This is a genomic window from Micromonospora sp. KLBMP9576, from assembly GCF_050941805.1.
Classification (GTDB): domain Bacteria; phylum Actinomycetota; class Actinomycetes; order Mycobacteriales; family Micromonosporaceae; genus Micromonospora.
In genome coordinates, this window is sequence record NZ_CP194567.1 from 2031916 (window position 1) to 2048449 (window position 16534).

Consider the following 16534-nt stretch of genomic DNA (forward strand, 5'->3'; position numbering starts at 1 on the left):
CGCCGAGCGTTCCTACTCGGCGAGGAAGACCGGTTCGGCGTAGTAGCGGTAGCGCCGACGCGTGAGGTGGGCGCCGATGCCCTCGGCGCCGTCCGGCCCGGGGGCGGTGAGCAGCGACAGCGGCAGGCCCACGTTGAGCACCCGGCCCGGCACGATGAAGCGGGTCACCCCGGTCGGCAGCACGGAGCCGGCGCTGACCACCTGCCGGAGCCGGTCGACGCTCCACGGGCGCCACGCGACGCGGACCTTCCCCACCCCGCCGCCCGGATCCCGGGCCGGCACCCGGCGCAGGCCCGCGCCGTGCGCGTACCGGCGCACCAGGCCCGCCATCAGCCGGGCCGCCGCGGTGACCTCGGTGGTGGGGCACCACAGGTGGCGCACCGCCCCGCCCGTGAGCACGGTCGCGAGGCAGGTGCCGGCACCCCCGCCGCAGGCCGGGCAGCGCGAGGTGGTCCCGCCGCGCAGCACGCCGCTGAGCGTCCCGTCGAGCAGGTGGTGCCAGGCGTCGAGCTGGTATTCGCGGGGGGCGAACGACTGGACCAGGGCGTGGGTCGCGCCGAGGTGGCGCAGCGCGCTGGTGCGGTGGGCGCCGTCGATGACCAGCCAACGGCCCCCGAACGGGGTGACGAGGATCGGGTTGCGCTGCACGCCGGCGGAGCGCAGACCGGCGACGACGTCTCGCAGCCGGGCGGGTTCGACGTCCTCGTGGAGGACGAGGTCGGAGAGGGGGACGGGCAGGAGGCGGCGCAGGACCGGATCGGCGACGGTCGCGGCGGTCATGGGCGGGAGTCCTTTCCGGTCACCGCACGATCGGATCGCTCCGATCCGGGCGGCGGTACGGCGGCGGGCGGGGCGGCCAGCGTGAGGGGAGGGTGCGGCTGGTCGCCGGAGGGCGGCGCGGTGGGGGTGGCGGTGGGCAGCCGGACGATGAGGACGACACCGGCGAGGATGAGAGCGAAGCCGAGCAACTGGCCGACCGGCGGCCAGTCGGCGAGCGCGGCGTATATGTAGGCGAACCCGGCGAGGGTCTCGAAATTGATCAGCATCCCGGCGGCGGTCGGGGTCAACCGGGCGGAGGCGACGTTCCACAGGGCGGTGGCGCCCCACGAGACCAGGATCCCCAGCACGAGCGACGCGACGACCAGGGCCGGCAGGCTGCCGGAGCCGGCCGGCCCGTCGAGCTGGTGCGTCGCCGCCGCGAGGGGCAGCGCCGCCAGGGTGACCGCGCCCGTCGCCAGCCCGACCACCGTCGACCAGCCGGCGAGCGGCAGCTCGGGATGCTCCGCCAGGAAGGTCGCGTTGGCCAGCCCGTACCAGGTCCAGAGGACCACCGCCGCGAGGGCGGCCAGCAGCCCGAGGGCCTTGGTGGTGAGCGAGCCGGTGTGCGTCGGGGCGGAGCCGGTCAACTCCAGGACGTTGACCACCAGCATGCCCACCGTCACCAGGACGATCGGCAGGGCCAGCCGGCGCCACGGGTAGCTGGGACGCAGCAGGTTGCCGACCACCGCCATGCTCACCGGGATGCAGCCGATGACGATGTTGGTGACCGGCGCGCCCGCGAGCTCGATGCCGAGCACGAGCAGCAGGTAGTAGCCGACGTTGCCGGTGACGGCGAACAGCACGGCGGGGCGCCAGTGCACCCGGGCGATGCGCCGCAGGGCGGCGCCGCCGAGGGCGAACAGGACCAGGGAGAGCGCGCCGTACGCGAGGTAGCGCCCAGCCGTCACCGTCACCGCTCCCCACCCGTGCAGCAGCACCGGGATGAGGAAGGCGAGGCCCCAGATCAGCCCGGCCGCCGTTCCGGCGCCGTAACCACCGAGAACCGGGCCCGGACGATGAGTGGTCATGCGACTTCCCTCCGTGGGCAACGCTAATCCATGTCCCGGACTCACGCACCTGGTCGACGGCCGGCCGGGCGGGCCTGATCGCCCGCCACCGGTGCGCGTAGCGCGTCGGCCAGCAGATCCGGCAGGTCGGGGGCGGGCAGGAACGCGGCGTTCCACACGGCGGTGTAGCGCAGTCCCGCCGCCAGCGGCAGATCCTGGGTCTGCGCCAGGACGTCCTTGATCCCGGCGACCACCCGGACCGGGTGCCGCGCGATGCCCTCGGCCACGGCGCGCGCGTGCGCGAACAACTCCCGCGGGGTGTCCAGGACCCGGCTGACGAGGCCGAGCCCGGCGGCCTCCCCGGCGGGCACGTCGCGGCCGGTCAGCGCCATCTCCCGGGTCGGCCCCGCACCGATCAGCCGGGGCAGCCGTTGCAGCGAGCCCAGGTCGGCGACCACCCCGATCGTGACCTCGCGCAGGGAGAAGAACGCGTCGGCGCTGGCGAACCGGATGTCGCAGGCGGCGGCGAGGTCCAGGCCAGCCCCGACGCACCCGCCGTGCACGGCGGCCAGGAACGGCAGCCGGCTGGCGGCGACCGCGTCGAGGGCCCGCTGCATCGCGGCGGCCTCGGCGAGCAGCCGTTCCCGGACCTCCGGGTGACCCGTGCCGTGCCGCACCAGCCGCCGGTAGTGGGTCAGGTACCAGCGCAGGTCCAGCCCGACCGTGAAACGGTCGCCGGCACCCCGCAGCACCACGGCCCTGATCCGCTCGTCGTCCTCCAGTTCGGCGACCAGTTCGGGCAGCCGGCGCCACACCGTGGCGCCCATCGCGTTGCCGGTGCCGGTGCCGGTCATCTCGACGACGGCCACCCCCGACCCGGTGTCCACGTCGAGCCGGAACGCGTCGACGGCGGTGACCGGCGGCGACCCCACCGCTCAGCCCTCGCCCGGGTCGGCCAGGCCGAGCAGGTGGTGCCGGTGGAAGACCAGCGGCGGGCCGATGTCGGGCCGCGACCGCTGCCACCCCGGCATCCCGACGACCAGGACGTGGTCGCCGCAGTCGGCCGTCTCGCGGACCGTGCACAGCGTCGCCGCGAGGGCGTCGGAGAGGACCGGCAGGCCCCGGTGGTACTGCACGGGCACGCCCCGGAACCGTTCGGACTGCGCGCCACGGGCGAAGCGCCGGCACAGTTCCCGCTGGTCGGTGCAGAGGACGTTGAGCGCGAACGCGCCGGTGCTCCGGATCGCCGCGAGCGTGCCGCTGTCGCGGCCCAGCGAGATGACCAGCAGCGGGGGCGACAGCGACACGGACATCATCGCGTTGACCGTGCAGCCGACCGGGGTCCGCCCGTGCCGGCTGGTGACGACGCTGACGCCGGTCGGCCAGTTGCTCATGAACTGCCGGAACTCCTCGGCCCCGGGGGGCGTGCCGAGTTCGGGCGCGTTCCGTGCCGGCGGCGGCTGGTCGGGCCGTCCCTCGACGGCCTGGAGCTGCACCATGGGGGTTCTCCTTCCGTGGATTCTCGGGGCGGTGTCACGCGACGGGAACGGTGTCCCATCGCGGTTGCCGGGGTAGCTGGGCCAGCGACCGGGCGATCGCCTCGTCGGGGACCACCTCGTCGTCCATGCCACCGTCCAGCCAGGACCGGTAGGCCGCCATGTCGAACATGCCGTGGCCGCTGAGCGAGAAGAGGATCGTCGGGCGGTCGCCCCGCGCGTCGGCGCGGGCGGCCTCCACCACCGCGCCGTGCACCGCGTGGGCGCTCTCCGGTGCCGGCACGATGCCCTCGCAGCGTGCGAAGAGGGCCGCCGAGGAGAAGATCTCCCGCTGCTGGTACGCCTCCGCCTCGATCAGGCCACGGTCGTAGAGCGCGCTGATGATCTTCGCCGTGGCGTGGTAGCGCAGGCCGCCCGCGTGCATCGCCGGCGGGGCGAACCGGTAGCCGAGGGTGTACATCTTCTGCAGGGGCGTCTGCTCCGAGCTGTCGGTGTAGTCGTACGCGTACCGGCCGCGGGTCAGCTTCGGGCAGGCCGCCGGCTCCACCGACAGGCAGCGGACCCGGTCGTCGCCGGTCAGCCGGCCCCGCAGGAACGGAAACGCGATCCCACCGAAGTTGCTCCCGGCGCCCAACCCGGCGATCACCACGTCGGGCCGCTCGCCGAGGCCGGCCAGCTGCTCCTCGGCCTCCAGGCCGATGACGGTCTGGTGCAGCAGCGAGTACGTCTCGCCGCTGCCGGCGCAGAAGCGCGTACCCGGGTCCCGGGTCTCCTCCACCGCCTCGGCGAGCGCGATGGACAGGGTGCCGCCACGCTCGCCCTCGGCCAGGTAGCGGCGACCCGTCTCGGTGAGGTCGCTGGGGCTGGCGCTCACGCTCGCGCCCAGCAGCTCCATCAGCGTGCGCCGGTGCGGCTTGCCCTCCAGGCTGGACCGCACCATGAAGATGTGGCAGTCCAGGCCGAACATCTGGCAGGCGGCGGCCACGGCGGTGCCCCACTGCCCGGCCCCCGTGGCGACGGCCAGCCGGGTCGCACCGGCCGCCCGGTAGTAGTACGCCTGGGCGATGGCGGTGTTCAGCTTGTGGCTGCCGGTGAGGTTGCCGCCCTCGTACTTGAAGTAGATCCGGGCACCGGTGCCCAGGGCCCGCTCCAGGGCGGTGGCCCGGCGCAGCGGCGTCGGCCGCCACTGCGCGTACCGGTCGCGGACCTCCTGCGGGATCGGCAACCAGGGCCGGGTGGAGTGCTCCTGCCGGGCCAGGCTCAACGGCACCTGCGGGTTGAGGCCCGAACCGGCGGCACCCTCCGCCGGAACGTCGGGCGGCAGCGTGAAGTCCAGGTCGGCGAGGATGTTGTACCAGGCGGTCGGGATGCTCATGGGCCCTCCTCCGGGCTGGGGGCCGGCGCCTGCACGGCGACGGCCAGGCCAACGGGTGTCACGTTGTCGAGCGCGTACCAGCGCAGGTCCTCCCACCGGCCGCTGGCGGCGGCGGGATCCACCGGGATGCGCCACGGCGCCCCGGCGAGGCCGACGCCCGTGGCCTTGACGCAGGCCTCCTGCACCGTCCACACCCGGGCGAACAGGGCGGCCCGGCGCGGGGCGGGCTGCCGTTCGACGAGCGCCGACCGCTCCCCGCAGCAGCGGCGCACCAGCGCCGGGTCGAGCCGGCGGGGCGGCTCCTCCACGTCCACGCCGACCCGCCCCGCCGGCCAGTACGCCGCCGCCGTGTGCCGCCGGCTGTGCGACAGGGACACCCCGCCCGGCGTACCGGCCAGAGCCAGCGCGCCGCCGGGCCGGCGGCGCAGCGGGACCCGCTGCGGGGGCAGGCCCAGCGCGGCGCCGACGAGGCACCGCACCAGCGTGCGTCCGCGGGCGAACTCGGCGGCCCGCGCGGGCGCCATCGACCGGTGCCGGCGCCGCTCGGCGGCGCTGAGCACGGCCGCTACGCCGGCGTCCGGCGGCTCCGCCCGGCGCACGCAGACCAGCACGTCGGGCCGACCCCCGCCGGTCGGCACGGTGATCATCGGCAGCCCGGCCCCGCGCGTGTCACCAGGCAAGGCTGACCCCCCGGTCGAGCAGGGCCAGGGTGCCGTTGGCGAACAGTAGCCGATCGTTGGCATAGTTCAGGCTGGCCGAGCGGAGGTCGCGGAAGCGTCGCTCCAGGGCGAGCGGCGCGTCGCGCAGGTAACCGTGCCGCAGCCCGACCAGCTCGACGAGCAGGTCGACGGCGGCGAAGCTGCGCTCCGCGGTGAAGACCTTCAGCGCGTTGAGGCGCAGTTGCACCGGCACCGCCTCCGGGTCGGTGTCGCCGGCCAGGTCCCGCAGGCACTGGGCGAGCAGCGCCGCCATGCTGTCCAGCTCCATCCGCACCCGGGCCAGGCGGGCCCGCAGCAGCTCGGAGCCCAGGTCGAACTGGCGGCGCCCGGCCGGTGAGCGCAGCAGGGCGAGGACGTCGCGCAGCGCGCCCCGGGCGGCGCCGAGCCAGCACGCCGCCCAGGCCACGTGCCCGGCCGGGGCGAACGTCCGCACCGCCACCGCCCGGAACTGCCCGGGCGCGCCGACCAGCTGGTGCCCGCCGACCCGGCCACTGATCCGCAGGGCCCCGCTGTGGGTGCCGCGCATGCCCAGCGGGTTCCACGAGCCGCTGGCGCTCAGCTCCAACTGCGCGCGGTCGGCGTACACGGCGGAGACCGCGTCGGGCGGGGCGTCCGGGGCGTCCCGCATGGTGATGAGGAAGCCGTCGGCGTGCTCGCCGCCGGTGACGATCGGGGCGTCGCGCTCCAGGTGCAGCACGCCGTCGTGGCGGCGCAGCGCGGCCTGCGCGGTGAGCAGGTGCCCACCCTTGCCCTTCTCGCTGGTCACCGACGCCACGTAGACCTCGCCGCGGGCGATGCGCGGCAACAGCTCCGCGCGCAGCCGCTCGCTGCCGTGGGCGACCAGCGCGGCGACCTGCTGGCCGTGCATCGCCCAGATCATCGCGGTGGACATGCACTCCCCGGCCAGCGCCACCGCGACGTCGACCAGGTCGCTCAGGTCGCCGCCGAGCCCGCCGTGGCTGGTGGGCACCAGCAGGCCCATCAGCCCGCTGCGCCGCAGGGCGGCCAGGCCGGCGGCGGGAAACACCGCCCGGTCGTCGATCGTCGCGGCCTCGTCCCGGATCACCGGCAGGACCGCCGCCACCCGGTCACGTAGGCCCTCGTCGGCGGCCGGCCGGGGCAGGGTGGCGGTCACGACCCGGCCGCCGTCACCTGCGTCCGGGCCGCGTCGACCGCCTGCCACAGCCGGCCGGCCGTGGCGAACGTCTCCGCCGTCATGGCCTCGTCCGGCAGCGCCACGTCCAGCTCGTCCTCCAGATCGAAGACCAGCTCCACCGCCTGCATCGAATCCAGGCCGAGGTCCTTGAGCGCGACGTCCGGCGGGATCGGGCTGCCGGCGTCGAGGTGCCTGAGGTGCCGACGCAGGACGGCCTCGAAGGTCGGGTCGAGAGCGGTTGAGGGCATGGTGGGTTTCCTTTCGGCGAGGGGATGGAGGGGGCGCCGCTACCGGCCGGACGGCACGGTGGCGGGCTGGTCGACGGGGAGGTCGACCCGGTCCAGGCACAACCGGGAGGCGCTGACCGGGGTGTCGCCGTCGACGACCACCTCGGCGGGGGCCGGGTGGCCGAGGAACGCCAACAGGCTGGCGGTCAGCCCGTACGCGCCGACGTTGGGGACGGTGAGCAGGGCCCCGGGTCGGGGCGCCGGCAGCTCGGCGGTGCGGCTGAAGGTGTCCAGCGGGGTGCACAGGGGACCCACCAGACCGGTCGTGACGATCTCGGCCGGCGCGTCGTCGTGCCCCCCGGCCGGGCGTACGGAGGGCAGGATGGGCGGCAACCGGCGCAGGCCCGCCATCCCGCCGAGATGGTGTACGCCGGTGTCGAGGACGGTGAAGAGCTGCCCCTTGGAACTCTTGACGTCCACGACCCGGCAGAGCAGGGTGCCGCAGTCGCCGACCAGGTAGCGGCCCGACTCGAAGGAGATCCGTGGCCCGCCCCGCCGCCAGTCGGGCAGCCGGTCGTCGAGCAGCCGGGCCAGGGGGCCGGCGAGGCCGGGAAGGGTGGGCCTCACACCCGCGCGGGCGTACGGGGTGCCGAAGCCGCCGCCGAGGTCGATCTCGGTGAGGTCGCCCAGGACGTCCCGGAGCCGTACGGCGATCGCCACCGCCACCTCGAACTGGCGCAGCAGCGTCGCCTCGTCGGTGAGGTTGCTGCCCATGTAGAGGTGCAGCCCGGTGACCGGGGCCTCGGCGGTGCCCCGGAAGTCCCCGGGGCGGCGCAGCACCCAGGAGGCGTCGGCGCCGAACTGGGAGGCCGTGCCCGTCATCGCCAACCCCATGCCGGCCACCGGCTCGTCGGCGTTGACGCGCAGCAGGCACTCGGCGCGTGTCCCGTGCCCGGCCGCCGCCGCGCCCACCCGCGCCAGGTCGGTGGGGGAGTCCACGGAGAACCGGCGGACGCCCCGGCGCAGCGCGTGCGAGACGGTGGCCGTGGTCTTGCCCGGCCCGGTGAGCAGGACGGCGGCCGGGTCGACGCCGGCGGCCAGTGCCGCGTCGACCTCGCCGGTGGACGAGACCTCGGCCCGGCAGCCGAGGGCGGCCAGCTCGGCGACCAGGGTGGGATGCGGGTTGGCCTTGAGCGAGTAGTAGAGCAGGGTCGGCTCCGGCAGGGCCGCGCGCAGGTCGGCGTACGCGGCGCGGACCGCCGCCAGGTCGTACACGTACGTGGGCGTGCCGTACCGTTCGGCCAGCTTGTCGAGGTTCATCGGGCGGCTCCGTCCGTGTCGTCCCACCCGGCGGCCAGCGCCCGGCGGTCGATCTTGCCGTTGACGCCGAGCGGGAGCGTCTCCAGCACCCGGCACTCGGCGGGGATCTTCTGCTCCTCGATCCGGTCCAGCAGTTCCTTCACGAGCCGGTCCGCCGTGATGTCGCCGCGCACCGCGAGACGGGCGCCGTGTCGGTCGTCCGGTGGCAGGGCGGCCGCGAACTCGACACCGGGCACGTCCATCGCGGCGGCCTCGATCTCGGTGGTGCTGACCCGGAAGCCCCGCTGCTTGTAGACGTCGTCGTCGCGGCCGACGAAGTAGAGGTAGCCGTCGGCGTCGGCCCGGCACCGGTCGCCGGTGTGCAGGACCGGCTGCCCGAGCGCGTCGCGGCGGAACCGCTGCGCGGTCAGCTCCGGCCGGTTCCAGTAGCCCGCCATCACGTGCGCGCCGCGCACCACCAGCTCGCCGATTGTCCCGGGCGGCACGGGCCGGCCCTCGTCGTCGACCACGTACGCCTCGGTGTCGGGCAGCGGCCGGCCCACCGAGCCGGGCCTGCGCAGGTCGAGGTTCGGTTCGGCGATCGAGATCCGTTTGCACTCGGTCAGCCCGAACATCGCCACCACGTCCAGCGCCGGCAGGTGGGCCCGCAGCCGGGCGGCGGTCGACGTCGTCAGCTCCGCACCGGTGTTGGTCACCATCCGCAGGGCGGGCGGGGCGTGCCCGGCCCGGTCCAGCAGCCGGCACAGCACCGCCGCGAGGCTGGGCACCAGCGGCACGACGGTGGCCCCGGTGGCGGCCAGCCGGCGCAGCAGTGCCGGTCCCGCGTCGTCGTCGTCGCCGAGGGCCAGCCGGGCGCCCGCCGCGGTGGCGAGGAAGAGCTGGTAGAGGCCGTAGTCGAAGGAGAGCGGCAGGCAGCAGAAGACGACGTCGTCCGACCGGTAGCCGAGCCGCTGCCCGATCGCGTCGACGGCGAACAGCACCTGGCGGTGCGTGGAGACCACCGCCTTGGGCAGGGCGGTGCTGCCGGAGGTGTAGATCAGGCACACCGGGTCGACGGAGAGGCACGGCGCGGCTGTGCCGGGGGCCGCCCCCGTCGACGGCACCTCGTCGAACCGGCGCAGGGTGGCCTGGACCAGGGGCCGGGCCCGCTGCAGGGCGGCGGCGGAACCGAGCACCACGCGGGGCGCGCAGTCGGCCAGGATGTGCTCCAGGTGGAAGGGGCGGAGCTGGTCGCTGAGCAGCACGAAGACCGCCCCGAGCCGGGAGATGCCGAAGATCAGCGGAGCCACTTCGGCGTCGTTGCGCGCCAGCAGCACCACCCGGTCGCCCCGGCGTACGCCGAGGTCGTGCAGCCAGCCCGCCGCGGCGGACGAGCGCTCGGCGACGTCCCGGTACGACCAGGCCCGGTCGTGCCGGTGCAGGGCGGCGGCCTCCGGCGTGCGGGCGGCCCGGTCGTCGAGCAGGTCGTGCAGCAGGGTGGGGTTCATCGGGGGTCTCCCATCGGTCGGCCAGGCACGAGGGCGGTCGCGTCGTCGACCAGCCGGGCCACGTCGTCGACGGTGGCGAACGCCTCCGGCACGATCCGCTCGGGCGGCACCTCGACGCCGAGGTCGGACTCCAGCCGTTCGAGCACGCCCACCACGGCGATCGAGTCGAAGCCCGGCAGGTCGAACAGGGTCGCCGCCGTCCGCACCTCGGCGGCCGGCACGCCGAGCACGTCCGCGACCGCCGCCACGACGCGGTCCCCGGTGGCGCTCACCGCCGGCCTCCCGCCGCCGTGCCGACCAGGTCGAGCAGTCGGGCGCGGGCGACCTTGCCGGTGCTGGTGTACGGCAGGGTCGGCACCAGGTGGACCGTCCCCGGCACCATGTAGTGCGGCAGCCGCCGCCGGCATTCCGCCACGACCTGACCGGCGAGGTCGTCGTCGGGCGCCTCCCGGGCCGGTACGACAAGCGCGTGCAGCCGGTTGGTCAGCTCCGGGTCGGGCTCGGCGACGACCGCCACCTCGGCGACCCCCGGCTGGGCGGCGATGGCCGCCTCGATCTCGCCGATCTCGACGCGGTAACCGCGGGTCTTCACCAGGCCGTCGCGGCGGCCGAGCAGGTGCAGGACCCCGTCCTCGTCGCGGCGGGCGAAGTCGCCGGTGCGGTAGAAGCGGCGCCGGCCGGTCTCCGTGGTCAGCTCGATCTTGGTGCGTTCGGTGAGGTCCGGCCGGGCCAGGTAGCCGGGGGTGACGCAGTCACCCGCGACGACGATCTCGCCCTCGGCCGCGCCGCGCTCACGGGCCTCGCCGTCGTGCAGTAACGCCAGGACGACGCCGTCGATCGGGTGTCCCAGCGGCACGCGGGTGCCGTCCGGCGGTGGCCCCGTCAGCGTCCAGCGGGTGACCACGTTGGTCTCGATCGGGCCGTACAGGTTGCTGACTCTGGCCTGCGGCACGGCGCGCATGAGGGCGGCCAGCGGCTCGGCCCGGAACTCCTCGCCGGCGTACAGGAGCTGGCGCAGCGCCGGCAGCCCCTCGGCGCGCAGGGCCGAGCGGTGCAGCAGCGCGGTCAGCGCGGAGGGCACCGCGTACAGGTGGGTGATCGCGCGCTCGTGGAGGAACCGGTACAGGGCCTGCGGGAACAGGGCGGTGCGTTCCGGCACCGGATGCAGCGTCGCGCCGGCGGCGAGCCCGACGTAGACGTCGTAGACGGGCAGGTCGAAGTGCAGCGGGGCGTGCACCGCCACCTGGTCGCCGGGACCCAGCGGGAAGGCGACCGACGCCCAGCGGACGAACGCCGAGGCGTTGCGGTGGGTGATCACCACACCCTTCGGCGTGCCCGTGGACCCGGAGGTGTAGAGCACGTACGCCTCGTCGTCGGGGCACACCCGCACCGGCTCGCCGGCCGGGGTGTGGGTCGACAGCGCCCGGCGTACCGCGCTCGGCAGGTCGTGCACCGGCAGGGTGACGCCCGCGACGTCGTCGGTGCGGCAGTCGGCGAGGAGCAGCTCGCAGGCGGCCTGTTCGAGGATGAAGTCCCGCCGCTCACGCGGTGCCCCCGGATCGACCGGCACGTGACAACGGCCGGCGCTCAGCACGGCCAGCATCGCCACGATGGTGGCCGGGGTCTTCCTCGTCGTCACCGCCACCCGGCCGCCCAGGTTCGTGTGCTCGCGGAGCATCGCGGTCAGCCCCGCGACCGCCCGGTCCAGGTCCCGGTAGGTGAGGGCGGCTCCGGCTTCGTCGACCAGGGCCGGCACGTCGGGGTGGGCGCGGGCCGCGGCCGCCACGGCGTCATTGATCAGCATCATGGTCACTCCTGTTCGCTGCCCGGCGTGCGGGCGAGATCGACCTCGGCGGCGGTGACGGTGCGCAGCGCGTCGAGCGCGGCGCCGGGTGCGCGCCGGCCGCCGCGGACCCGGCGCAACGCGAGGTAGGCGGTCTCCGTGGCCCGCCGCCAGCCGCGCTCGACGTCGGCGAAGCGCGCGACGAACCCGGGGTCCACCGCCTCGGCGGGAAGGTCGGCGAGCCAGCGTGCGTGCAGGCCACGGTCCCGGGCCAGCAGCCACGTCTGCAGGGTCAGGTTCTCCAGCTCGTCCCGGCCGGCGGGGGCGTGCGCGGCCACGAACCGCTCGTACGCCCCGCTGTCCGCCGCGGCCCGCACGGCCGCCACGTTCGCGGCGACCTGGGCGCGGGGGTCCGGCGCCTCGGGGGCGGTCGTGGCGGCCACCAGCACCGCCCACCGCCCGCCGGGTAGCGCCGGGGCCAGCGTGTCCAGGCCGACGCGGGTGGCCGTCGGCACGGCGCGACCCCATTCGGTCGCGTTCTCGTACGGGTCGACGACGTGGACGGTGCCGTCCGCGTCCAGCCCGTCCACCACGAAGCCGTGTTCCATGTGCTCGTGGCCGTGGTAGGGCAGCCAGGGCAGGTGGTAGGCGTCGCCGACCACCGCGACCGGGGCGCCCTCGCGCAGCGCGGCCCGCCAGGAGTCCGCCGCCGTGCCCGGCTCGGTGGCGCTCCAGCGGGGCCGCCACCCGGTCCGCCGGGCCAGCAGGTCGTCCTGGTCGGGCGCGGGGAGGGCGACCCGGGCCGGCGCCGGCCCGGCCCGCAGGTCGAAGCGCCAGTCCCGGGCGAACGGGTCCCGCACGTCCGGCACGCCCCGCGCGGCGAGCAGCACCGCCAGGGCGTCGGAGACGCAGTCCAGGCGGGCACCGTCCACCTGGGACAGGAAGCGTCCGCACGGTACGGCGACGTCGGTTCGCAGCAGATCGGTCACGGGAGCATCACTCCTTCCGACTCGACCCTGGACGCCGCGTCGATCGGCCGACAACCCATTGCTCTGTTGCTGCCAACCATGTTTGAGGCAGCAAGTGGACAACCGGTTGTCAGCGGGTCACGACGTGTCATTCGGTGGGAGGGTCCCTCCACCGTTCGGGGGAGGGTGCCGAGCTGACGCGATTGGACCGACCATGCTCGATGACGTACTCCGCGCGGCCCGCGCCGCCACCGACCAGGCCCCGCCCGTGGGTGATCCCGCCTACCGGCGTTTCGTCGGCACGCTCGGCGAGGTCGTCGAGGGCAACTGGGACCGGATCGAGGAGGCCAACGCCCGCGACGTCGCCGCCGGCCGGCGACGGGGCCTTCCCGAGCCCCTGCTGCGGCGGATCCACTTCACCGCCGCGCAGCGCCCCCGGGTCACCGCGCTGACCACCGCCGTCGCCGACGAACTCGACCGGGGCCTGCCGGCCGGCCGGGAGTACGAGGGCATCGGCGGCGCCCTGGCCCGCCGGGTCCGGCGTCCCCTCGGCGTGCTGCTGATGATCTACGAGGCCCGGCCGACGGTGACGCTCGACGGGGCGGTGCTGCCCATCTGTGCCGGCAACGCGGTGCTGCTGCGGGGCGGCACCGAGATCGCCGAGACCAACGCCGTCCTCGGGGAACTGCTCACCCGGGCGCTGACCGAGGCGGGCCTGCCCGGCGCGCTGGCCCAGGTGCTGGCCGGCGTCGACCGGGCCGGCCTGCGGGAGCTGCTGCGCCGCGACGACGCCGTCGACGTGCTCCTGCCGCGCGGTGGCCCGAGCCTCGTCGACTGGTGCCGGGCCACCTCCCGGATCCCGATGATCGTCGGCGGTGGCGGCGTCAACCACCAGTACGTGCACGCCGACGCCGATCCCGACCTGGCCGTGCGGCTGGTGCTCGACGGCAAACTGCCCGAACCGGAGGGTTGCACGGCCCTGGAGATGGCCCTGCTGCACGACGCCGTCGCCGACCGGTTCCTGCGGACCCTCGCCAAGCACGCCGACGCGCCGGACGTGCGTGCCCTGACCCTGCGGGTGGACGACGCGATCGCCGGGCGCGTACCGCCCGAACTCACCGAGGCACTGACGGTGGAGCCGCTGACCGAGGCCGACGACGGGCGGGAGTTCCTCGGCCCGACCCTCGCGGTGCGGGCCGTCGCGGGACTCGACGCCGCCGTGGAACACGTCGCCCGTTACGGCACCGGCCACACGGAGGGGATCGTCACGGGCTCACCGCGCGTCGCCGACGAGTACTGCCGCCGGGTCGACGCGGCGGCGGTCGTGGTGAACGGCTCCGTGCGGCTGCACGACGGCCCGAGCCTCGGTATCGGCACCGAGATCGCCATCAGCACCGGCCGGCTGCACGTACGTGGCCCGGTCACCCTCAGCGACCTGACCACCTCTAGCTGGCGGGTCGAGGGCAACGGCGCCGTCCGTTTCCGGACCCCCTGACCCCCCGACCGGCAGGAAGGAAATCCCGTGTCCCACGATGTCGATCCCGTCCCCGAGAACGTGCGTGCCGCCGTCAAGCGCATGGTCGTGCGCGAATCCCGCCTCGCCATCGCCGCCGAGCGGGTCGCCGACGACGAGCCCCTGGACGGCCCGCTGCTCCGCGTGACCTCGCTCGGCCTGCTCGGCATGCTGATCCGTCTCGAGGACGAACTGGACGTGACGCTGCCGGACGACCTGTTCACCGGCCGGCAGGTGCACACCGTCGCCGACCTCGCGGCGCTCGTCGCCTCGGCCTGCCCGCCCCGGGCGGAGCGCGCGCTGACGCCGGGCGGCCCGGCGTGAGCCGGAACGCGCTGCTCACCCCGTCGGCGACCGCCGCGCCGGCGGGGCTGAGCTGCTACTCCGCCGCCGTCGCCCGCTACCTGCGCCGGACGTACGCGGATCCGGCGGGCCGGATCGCCCGGTCCGTGCGGCTGGCCGTGCGCGTCCTGCCCGGAGACCTGCTCGCCTTCTCCCACCACCGCCACGACCTCGCCGACCTGGGCGACGGCAGCCGGCTGACCTGGCGCCACGCGCCGGGCGCGACAGTCGACGGGCTGGCCGACGAGCTGGCCCGCGCCGGGCAGGCGATCGTGGTCGTGCACACCGGCGCGCTGCCGTGGTCGCCGGCGACCGCCGAGGACAGTGCCCCGCACTTCCTGCTGGTCACCGGGCACGCGGGGGGCCGGTGGCGGGTCGTCGACGACTTCGCGGCCCTGCTGCCGGCCGGCCGCCAGGAGCCGTTCACCGGCTGGGTGGACACCCGCACCCTGCTCGCGGCGATGACGCCGCCGCCCACGCTCGGCCCGGAACACCACCTGCGGACCGCGCACGCCCTCGGCGTGCCGACCGCGCCACCGCCCGGCCGGGCGCTGTGGCTGGCCGCCGACCCGGCCGCACCCGCCCCTGAGGTCGACCCCGGCGGTTGGCACACGGACCCGCTCACCGTGCTGGACCTGCTCGCCGACTTCTTCGCCGGCCTCGACGCCGCCGGCCGCCGGGCCCGGTTCGTGGAGGACCTGTGGGCCGCCGCGCAGCACCACACCTACCGCTGCGCCCACCTGCTGGAGCACGTCGCGCTCGACCCACGGCAGCACGGGGCGGTCGTCGCGGCCCGCGACGCGTGGGAGGGGCTGCCGATGGCGCTGCGGTTCGCCGCCGACTCCGCCGCCCGGGGGCGGCCCCGGCCGTCCCTGGTGGCGGCCACCTTCGCTCCGCTGCGCCAGGCCGAGCACGACCTGACGACCGTCCTGACCGCATCCGGCTGGCACCGCTTCGGTGACGTGCTCGCCGGGTCCGAACCCCGCGAGAAGAGGGCTGCGTAGATGACCACCGACCAGCACCGACCGGCACTGTGGTTCGGCGCCCTCAGCGGCGCCACCGACGAGGAGCACCGCCACCGGGCCCTGGAGTCCGGCGAGGGCTGCTTCGTCCGCGACGTCACCGGACGGCGGTACCTGGACGCCCGGTCCGCCCTGTGGAACGCGGCCCTCGGGTACGACAACGCCCGCGTCCGGGCGGCGATCCATCGCCAGCTCGACGCCCTGCCGGTCGCCCAGCTCATCCGGCACGAACAGCCGACGGCCCTGGCCCTGGCGTACGCGCGCCGGCTCGTCGCGGCTCTGCCCGGCGACCTGGCGCACGTGCGTTTCTGCACCACCGGGGCCCAGGCCGTCGAGGGTGCGGTGATGCTGTCCCGGTTCATCCGCCGGCACGAGGGTCACCCGGAGCGGACCGGGGTGATCGCCCTGTGGGACGGCTACCACGGGGTGGGCGGGCTCGCCAGCGGCCTGACCGGGGAGGCGCCGCTGCACCGGTTGCAGGAGCCGCTCGCCACGGGGGTGCGGCACGTGCCTCCGGGCGACGCGGACGCGCTGCGTGACGCCGTGGCCTCGCTCGGGCCGCAGCGGGTCACGGCGATCCTGCTGGAGCCGGTGCTCGGCACCGGCGTCGTCGAGCTGTGCGCGGACTACCTGCGGGCCGCCCGGGAGTTGTGCGACAGGCACGGTATCCACCTCATCTTCGACGAGGTGTCCACCGGCTTCGGCCGCACCGGCAGCCTCACTGCCGCCGAGCGGCTCGGCGTGGACCCCGACATGATGCTGCTGAGCAAGGGCATCACGGCCGGGTACGCCCCGCTGGCGGCGATCGCCGTCACCGGCGCGGTGCTGTCCTCGGCGCTGGCCGCCGGTGTCGTCTTCCCGCACGGCTCGACCAGCGACGGGCATCCGTTGGCGCTCGCGGCGGCCGACGCCGTCCTCGACGAGTTCGCCGAGGGCGCGGTCCTGCGCAACGTGGTCGAGCGCGGCGCCCAGCTGACCGCCGCGCTGCGCGAGCTGGGCCGGCGGCTGCCGGCGGTCCGCGCCGTGCACGGGCCGGGCCTGATGGTCGCCGTGACCCTCGCCGACGACGCGGGTGAGCCGTTCGACGCGGCGGTCATGACGGCGGTCAAGCAGGCCTGCCTCCGGCACGGCCTGCTGGTGTCGCTCTGCGGCAGCCTGGTTCTCCTCACGCCGCCGCTGGTGATCACCGATGGCGAGGTCGACCTCCTCGTCGAGCTGTTCGAGCGGGGCCTGCGTGAGGCCGTCGAGCAGTCGTCCGGGCAGGTCGGGGGCCGGCTGCTCGCCCACTCCTGACTCCGCC

At 75.4% G+C, this 16534-nt stretch carries 17 protein-coding genes; 4 read left to right on the forward strand and 13 right to left on the reverse strand.

All coding sequences use genetic code 11. The annotated features are described in order from the left end of the window. Positions 1–12: 12 nt before the first annotated feature. From ACQ452_RS09140 to ACQ452_RS09200, 13 genes are read right to left on the reverse strand one after another with little or no spacing between them, the layout of a single operon-like run. Positions 13–780: a ParB N-terminal domain-containing protein gene (locus tag ACQ452_RS09140; protein WP_433392185.1), complete on the reverse strand. Its 768-nt coding sequence runs from the start codon at positions 778–780 to the stop codon at positions 13–15. Beyond that, positions 777–1847 carry a DMT family transporter gene (locus ACQ452_RS09145; protein WP_433392187.1) on the reverse strand — a complete coding sequence of 357 codons (1071 nt, stop codon included), beginning with the start codon at positions 1845–1847 and terminating at the stop codon, positions 777–779. Before ACQ452_RS09145 ends, ACQ452_RS09140 begins: the two co-directional genes overlap by 4 nt. Before the next feature lie 41 nt (positions 1848–1888). Further along, positions 1889–2758, reverse strand: coding sequence for an enoyl-CoA hydratase-related protein (locus ACQ452_RS09150; RefSeq protein WP_433392190.1), 870 nt, complete (start codon positions 2756–2758; stop codon positions 1889–1891). Between the two features lie 3 nt (positions 2759–2761). Continuing rightward, positions 2762–3325 carry a flavin reductase family protein gene (locus ACQ452_RS09155; protein WP_433392193.1) on the reverse strand — a complete coding sequence of 188 codons (564 nt, stop codon included), beginning with the start codon at positions 3323–3325 and terminating at the stop codon, positions 2762–2764. Positions 3326–3359: 34 nt separating this feature from the next. After that, on the reverse strand, positions 3360–4697 hold the full coding sequence (locus ACQ452_RS09160; protein WP_433392195.1) for a TrpB-like pyridoxal phosphate-dependent enzyme: 1338 nt from the start codon (positions 4695–4697) through the stop codon (positions 3360–3362). Then, complete coding sequence (locus ACQ452_RS09165) at positions 4694–5377, reverse strand: 4'-phosphopantetheinyl transferase family protein (protein ID WP_433392196.1); 684 nt, start codon at positions 5375–5377, stop codon at positions 4694–4696. The genes ACQ452_RS09160 and ACQ452_RS09165 overlap by 4 nt, the downstream gene beginning before the upstream one ends. Next, a complete protein-coding gene (locus ACQ452_RS09170) occupies positions 5367–6551 on the reverse strand; it encodes an acyl-CoA dehydrogenase family protein (protein WP_433392199.1) in 1185 nt (394 codons plus the stop codon). The genes ACQ452_RS09165 and ACQ452_RS09170 overlap by 11 nt, the downstream gene beginning before the upstream one ends. Continuing rightward, positions 6548–6820 carry an acyl carrier protein gene (locus tag ACQ452_RS09175; RefSeq protein ID WP_433392201.1) on the reverse strand — a complete coding sequence of 91 codons (273 nt, stop codon included), beginning with the start codon at positions 6818–6820 and terminating at the stop codon, positions 6548–6550. The genes ACQ452_RS09170 and ACQ452_RS09175 overlap by 4 nt, the downstream gene beginning before the upstream one ends. Before the next feature lie 39 nt (positions 6821–6859). Further along, positions 6860–8119: a type III PLP-dependent enzyme gene (locus tag ACQ452_RS09180; protein WP_433392204.1), complete on the reverse strand. Its 1260-nt coding sequence runs from the start codon at positions 8117–8119 to the stop codon at positions 6860–6862. Then, positions 8116–9606, reverse strand: coding sequence for a class I adenylate-forming enzyme family protein (locus ACQ452_RS09185; protein ID WP_433392207.1), 1491 nt, complete (start codon positions 9604–9606; stop codon positions 8116–8118). The genes ACQ452_RS09180 and ACQ452_RS09185 overlap by 4 nt, the downstream gene beginning before the upstream one ends. Next, positions 9603–9878, reverse strand: a complete 276-nt coding sequence (locus tag ACQ452_RS09190) for an acyl carrier protein (RefSeq protein WP_433392209.1) — start codon at positions 9876–9878, stop codon at positions 9603–9605. Before ACQ452_RS09190 ends, ACQ452_RS09185 begins: the two co-directional genes overlap by 4 nt. Next, on the reverse strand, positions 9875–11413 hold the full coding sequence (locus ACQ452_RS09195; RefSeq protein ID WP_433392211.1) for an amino acid adenylation domain-containing protein: 1539 nt from the start codon (positions 11411–11413) through the stop codon (positions 9875–9877). Before ACQ452_RS09195 ends, ACQ452_RS09190 begins: the two co-directional genes overlap by 4 nt. A 2-nt stretch (positions 11414–11415) precedes the next feature. Continuing rightward, a complete protein-coding gene (locus tag ACQ452_RS09200; RefSeq protein ID WP_433392213.1) occupies positions 11416–12378 on the reverse strand; it encodes a BtrH N-terminal domain-containing protein in 963 nt (320 codons plus the stop codon). A gap of 193 nt (positions 12379–12571) precedes the next feature. On the opposite strand from ACQ452_RS09200, the gene ACQ452_RS09205 reads away from it, so the two are divergent. Genes ACQ452_RS09205 through ACQ452_RS09220 form a run of 4 tightly spaced genes read left to right on the forward strand, consistent with a single transcriptional unit; the run spans position 12572 to position 16527 of the window. Then, complete coding sequence (locus ACQ452_RS09205; RefSeq protein WP_433392215.1) at positions 12572–13852, forward strand: glutamate-5-semialdehyde dehydrogenase; 1281 nt, start codon at positions 12572–12574, stop codon at positions 13850–13852. 27 nt (positions 13853–13879) lie between these two features. Next, the gene (locus ACQ452_RS09210; protein WP_433392217.1) at positions 13880–14194 is read left to right on the forward strand and encodes an acyl carrier protein; all 315 of its coding nucleotides are present in this window, start codon (positions 13880–13882) and stop codon (positions 14192–14194) included. Then, positions 14191–15216: a hypothetical protein gene (locus ACQ452_RS09215; protein WP_433392219.1), complete on the forward strand. Its 1026-nt coding sequence runs from the start codon at positions 14191–14193 to the stop codon at positions 15214–15216. Before ACQ452_RS09210 ends, ACQ452_RS09215 begins: the two co-directional genes overlap by 4 nt. Next, the gene (locus ACQ452_RS09220; protein ID WP_433392220.1) at positions 15217–16527 is read left to right on the forward strand and encodes an aspartate aminotransferase family protein; all 1311 of its coding nucleotides are present in this window, start codon (positions 15217–15219) and stop codon (positions 16525–16527) included. It abuts the gene before it with no gap. Positions 16528–16534 lie beyond the last annotated feature (7 nt).

Excerpts from the sequence above, each read along its gene's own strand:
- ACQ452_RS09195 (WP_433392211.1), bottom strand. The coding sequence starts at position 11,413 with ATGATGCTGATCAATGACGCCGTGGCGGCCGCGGCCCGCGCCCACCCC.
- ACQ452_RS09140 (WP_433392185.1), bottom strand. The coding sequence starts at position 780 with ATGACCGCCGCGACCGTCGCCGATCCGGTCCTGCGCCGCCTCCTGCCC.
- ACQ452_RS09175 (WP_433392201.1), bottom strand. The coding sequence starts at position 6,820 with ATGCCCTCAACCGCTCTCGACCCGACCTTCGAGGCCGTCCTGCGTCGG.
- ACQ452_RS09180 (WP_433392204.1), bottom strand. The coding sequence starts at position 8,119 with ATGAACCTCGACAAGCTGGCCGAACGGTACGGCACGCCCACGTACGTG.
- ACQ452_RS09220 (WP_433392220.1), top strand. The coding sequence starts at position 15,217 with ATGACCACCGACCAGCACCGACCGGCACTGTGGTTCGGCGCCCTCAGC.
- ACQ452_RS09155 (WP_433392193.1), bottom strand. The coding sequence starts at position 3,325 with ATGGTGCAGCTCCAGGCCGTCGAGGGACGGCCCGACCAGCCGCCGCCG.
- ACQ452_RS09145 (WP_433392187.1), bottom strand. The coding sequence starts at position 1,847 with ATGACCACTCATCGTCCGGGCCCGGTTCTCGGTGGTTACGGCGCCGGA.
- ACQ452_RS09205 (WP_433392215.1), top strand. The coding sequence starts at position 12,572 with ATGCTCGATGACGTACTCCGCGCGGCCCGCGCCGCCACCGACCAGGCC.
- ACQ452_RS09160 (WP_433392195.1), bottom strand. The coding sequence starts at position 4,697 with ATGAGCATCCCGACCGCCTGGTACAACATCCTCGCCGACCTGGACTTC.
- ACQ452_RS09185 (WP_433392207.1), bottom strand. The coding sequence starts at position 9,606 with ATGAACCCCACCCTGCTGCACGACCTGCTCGACGACCGGGCCGCCCGC.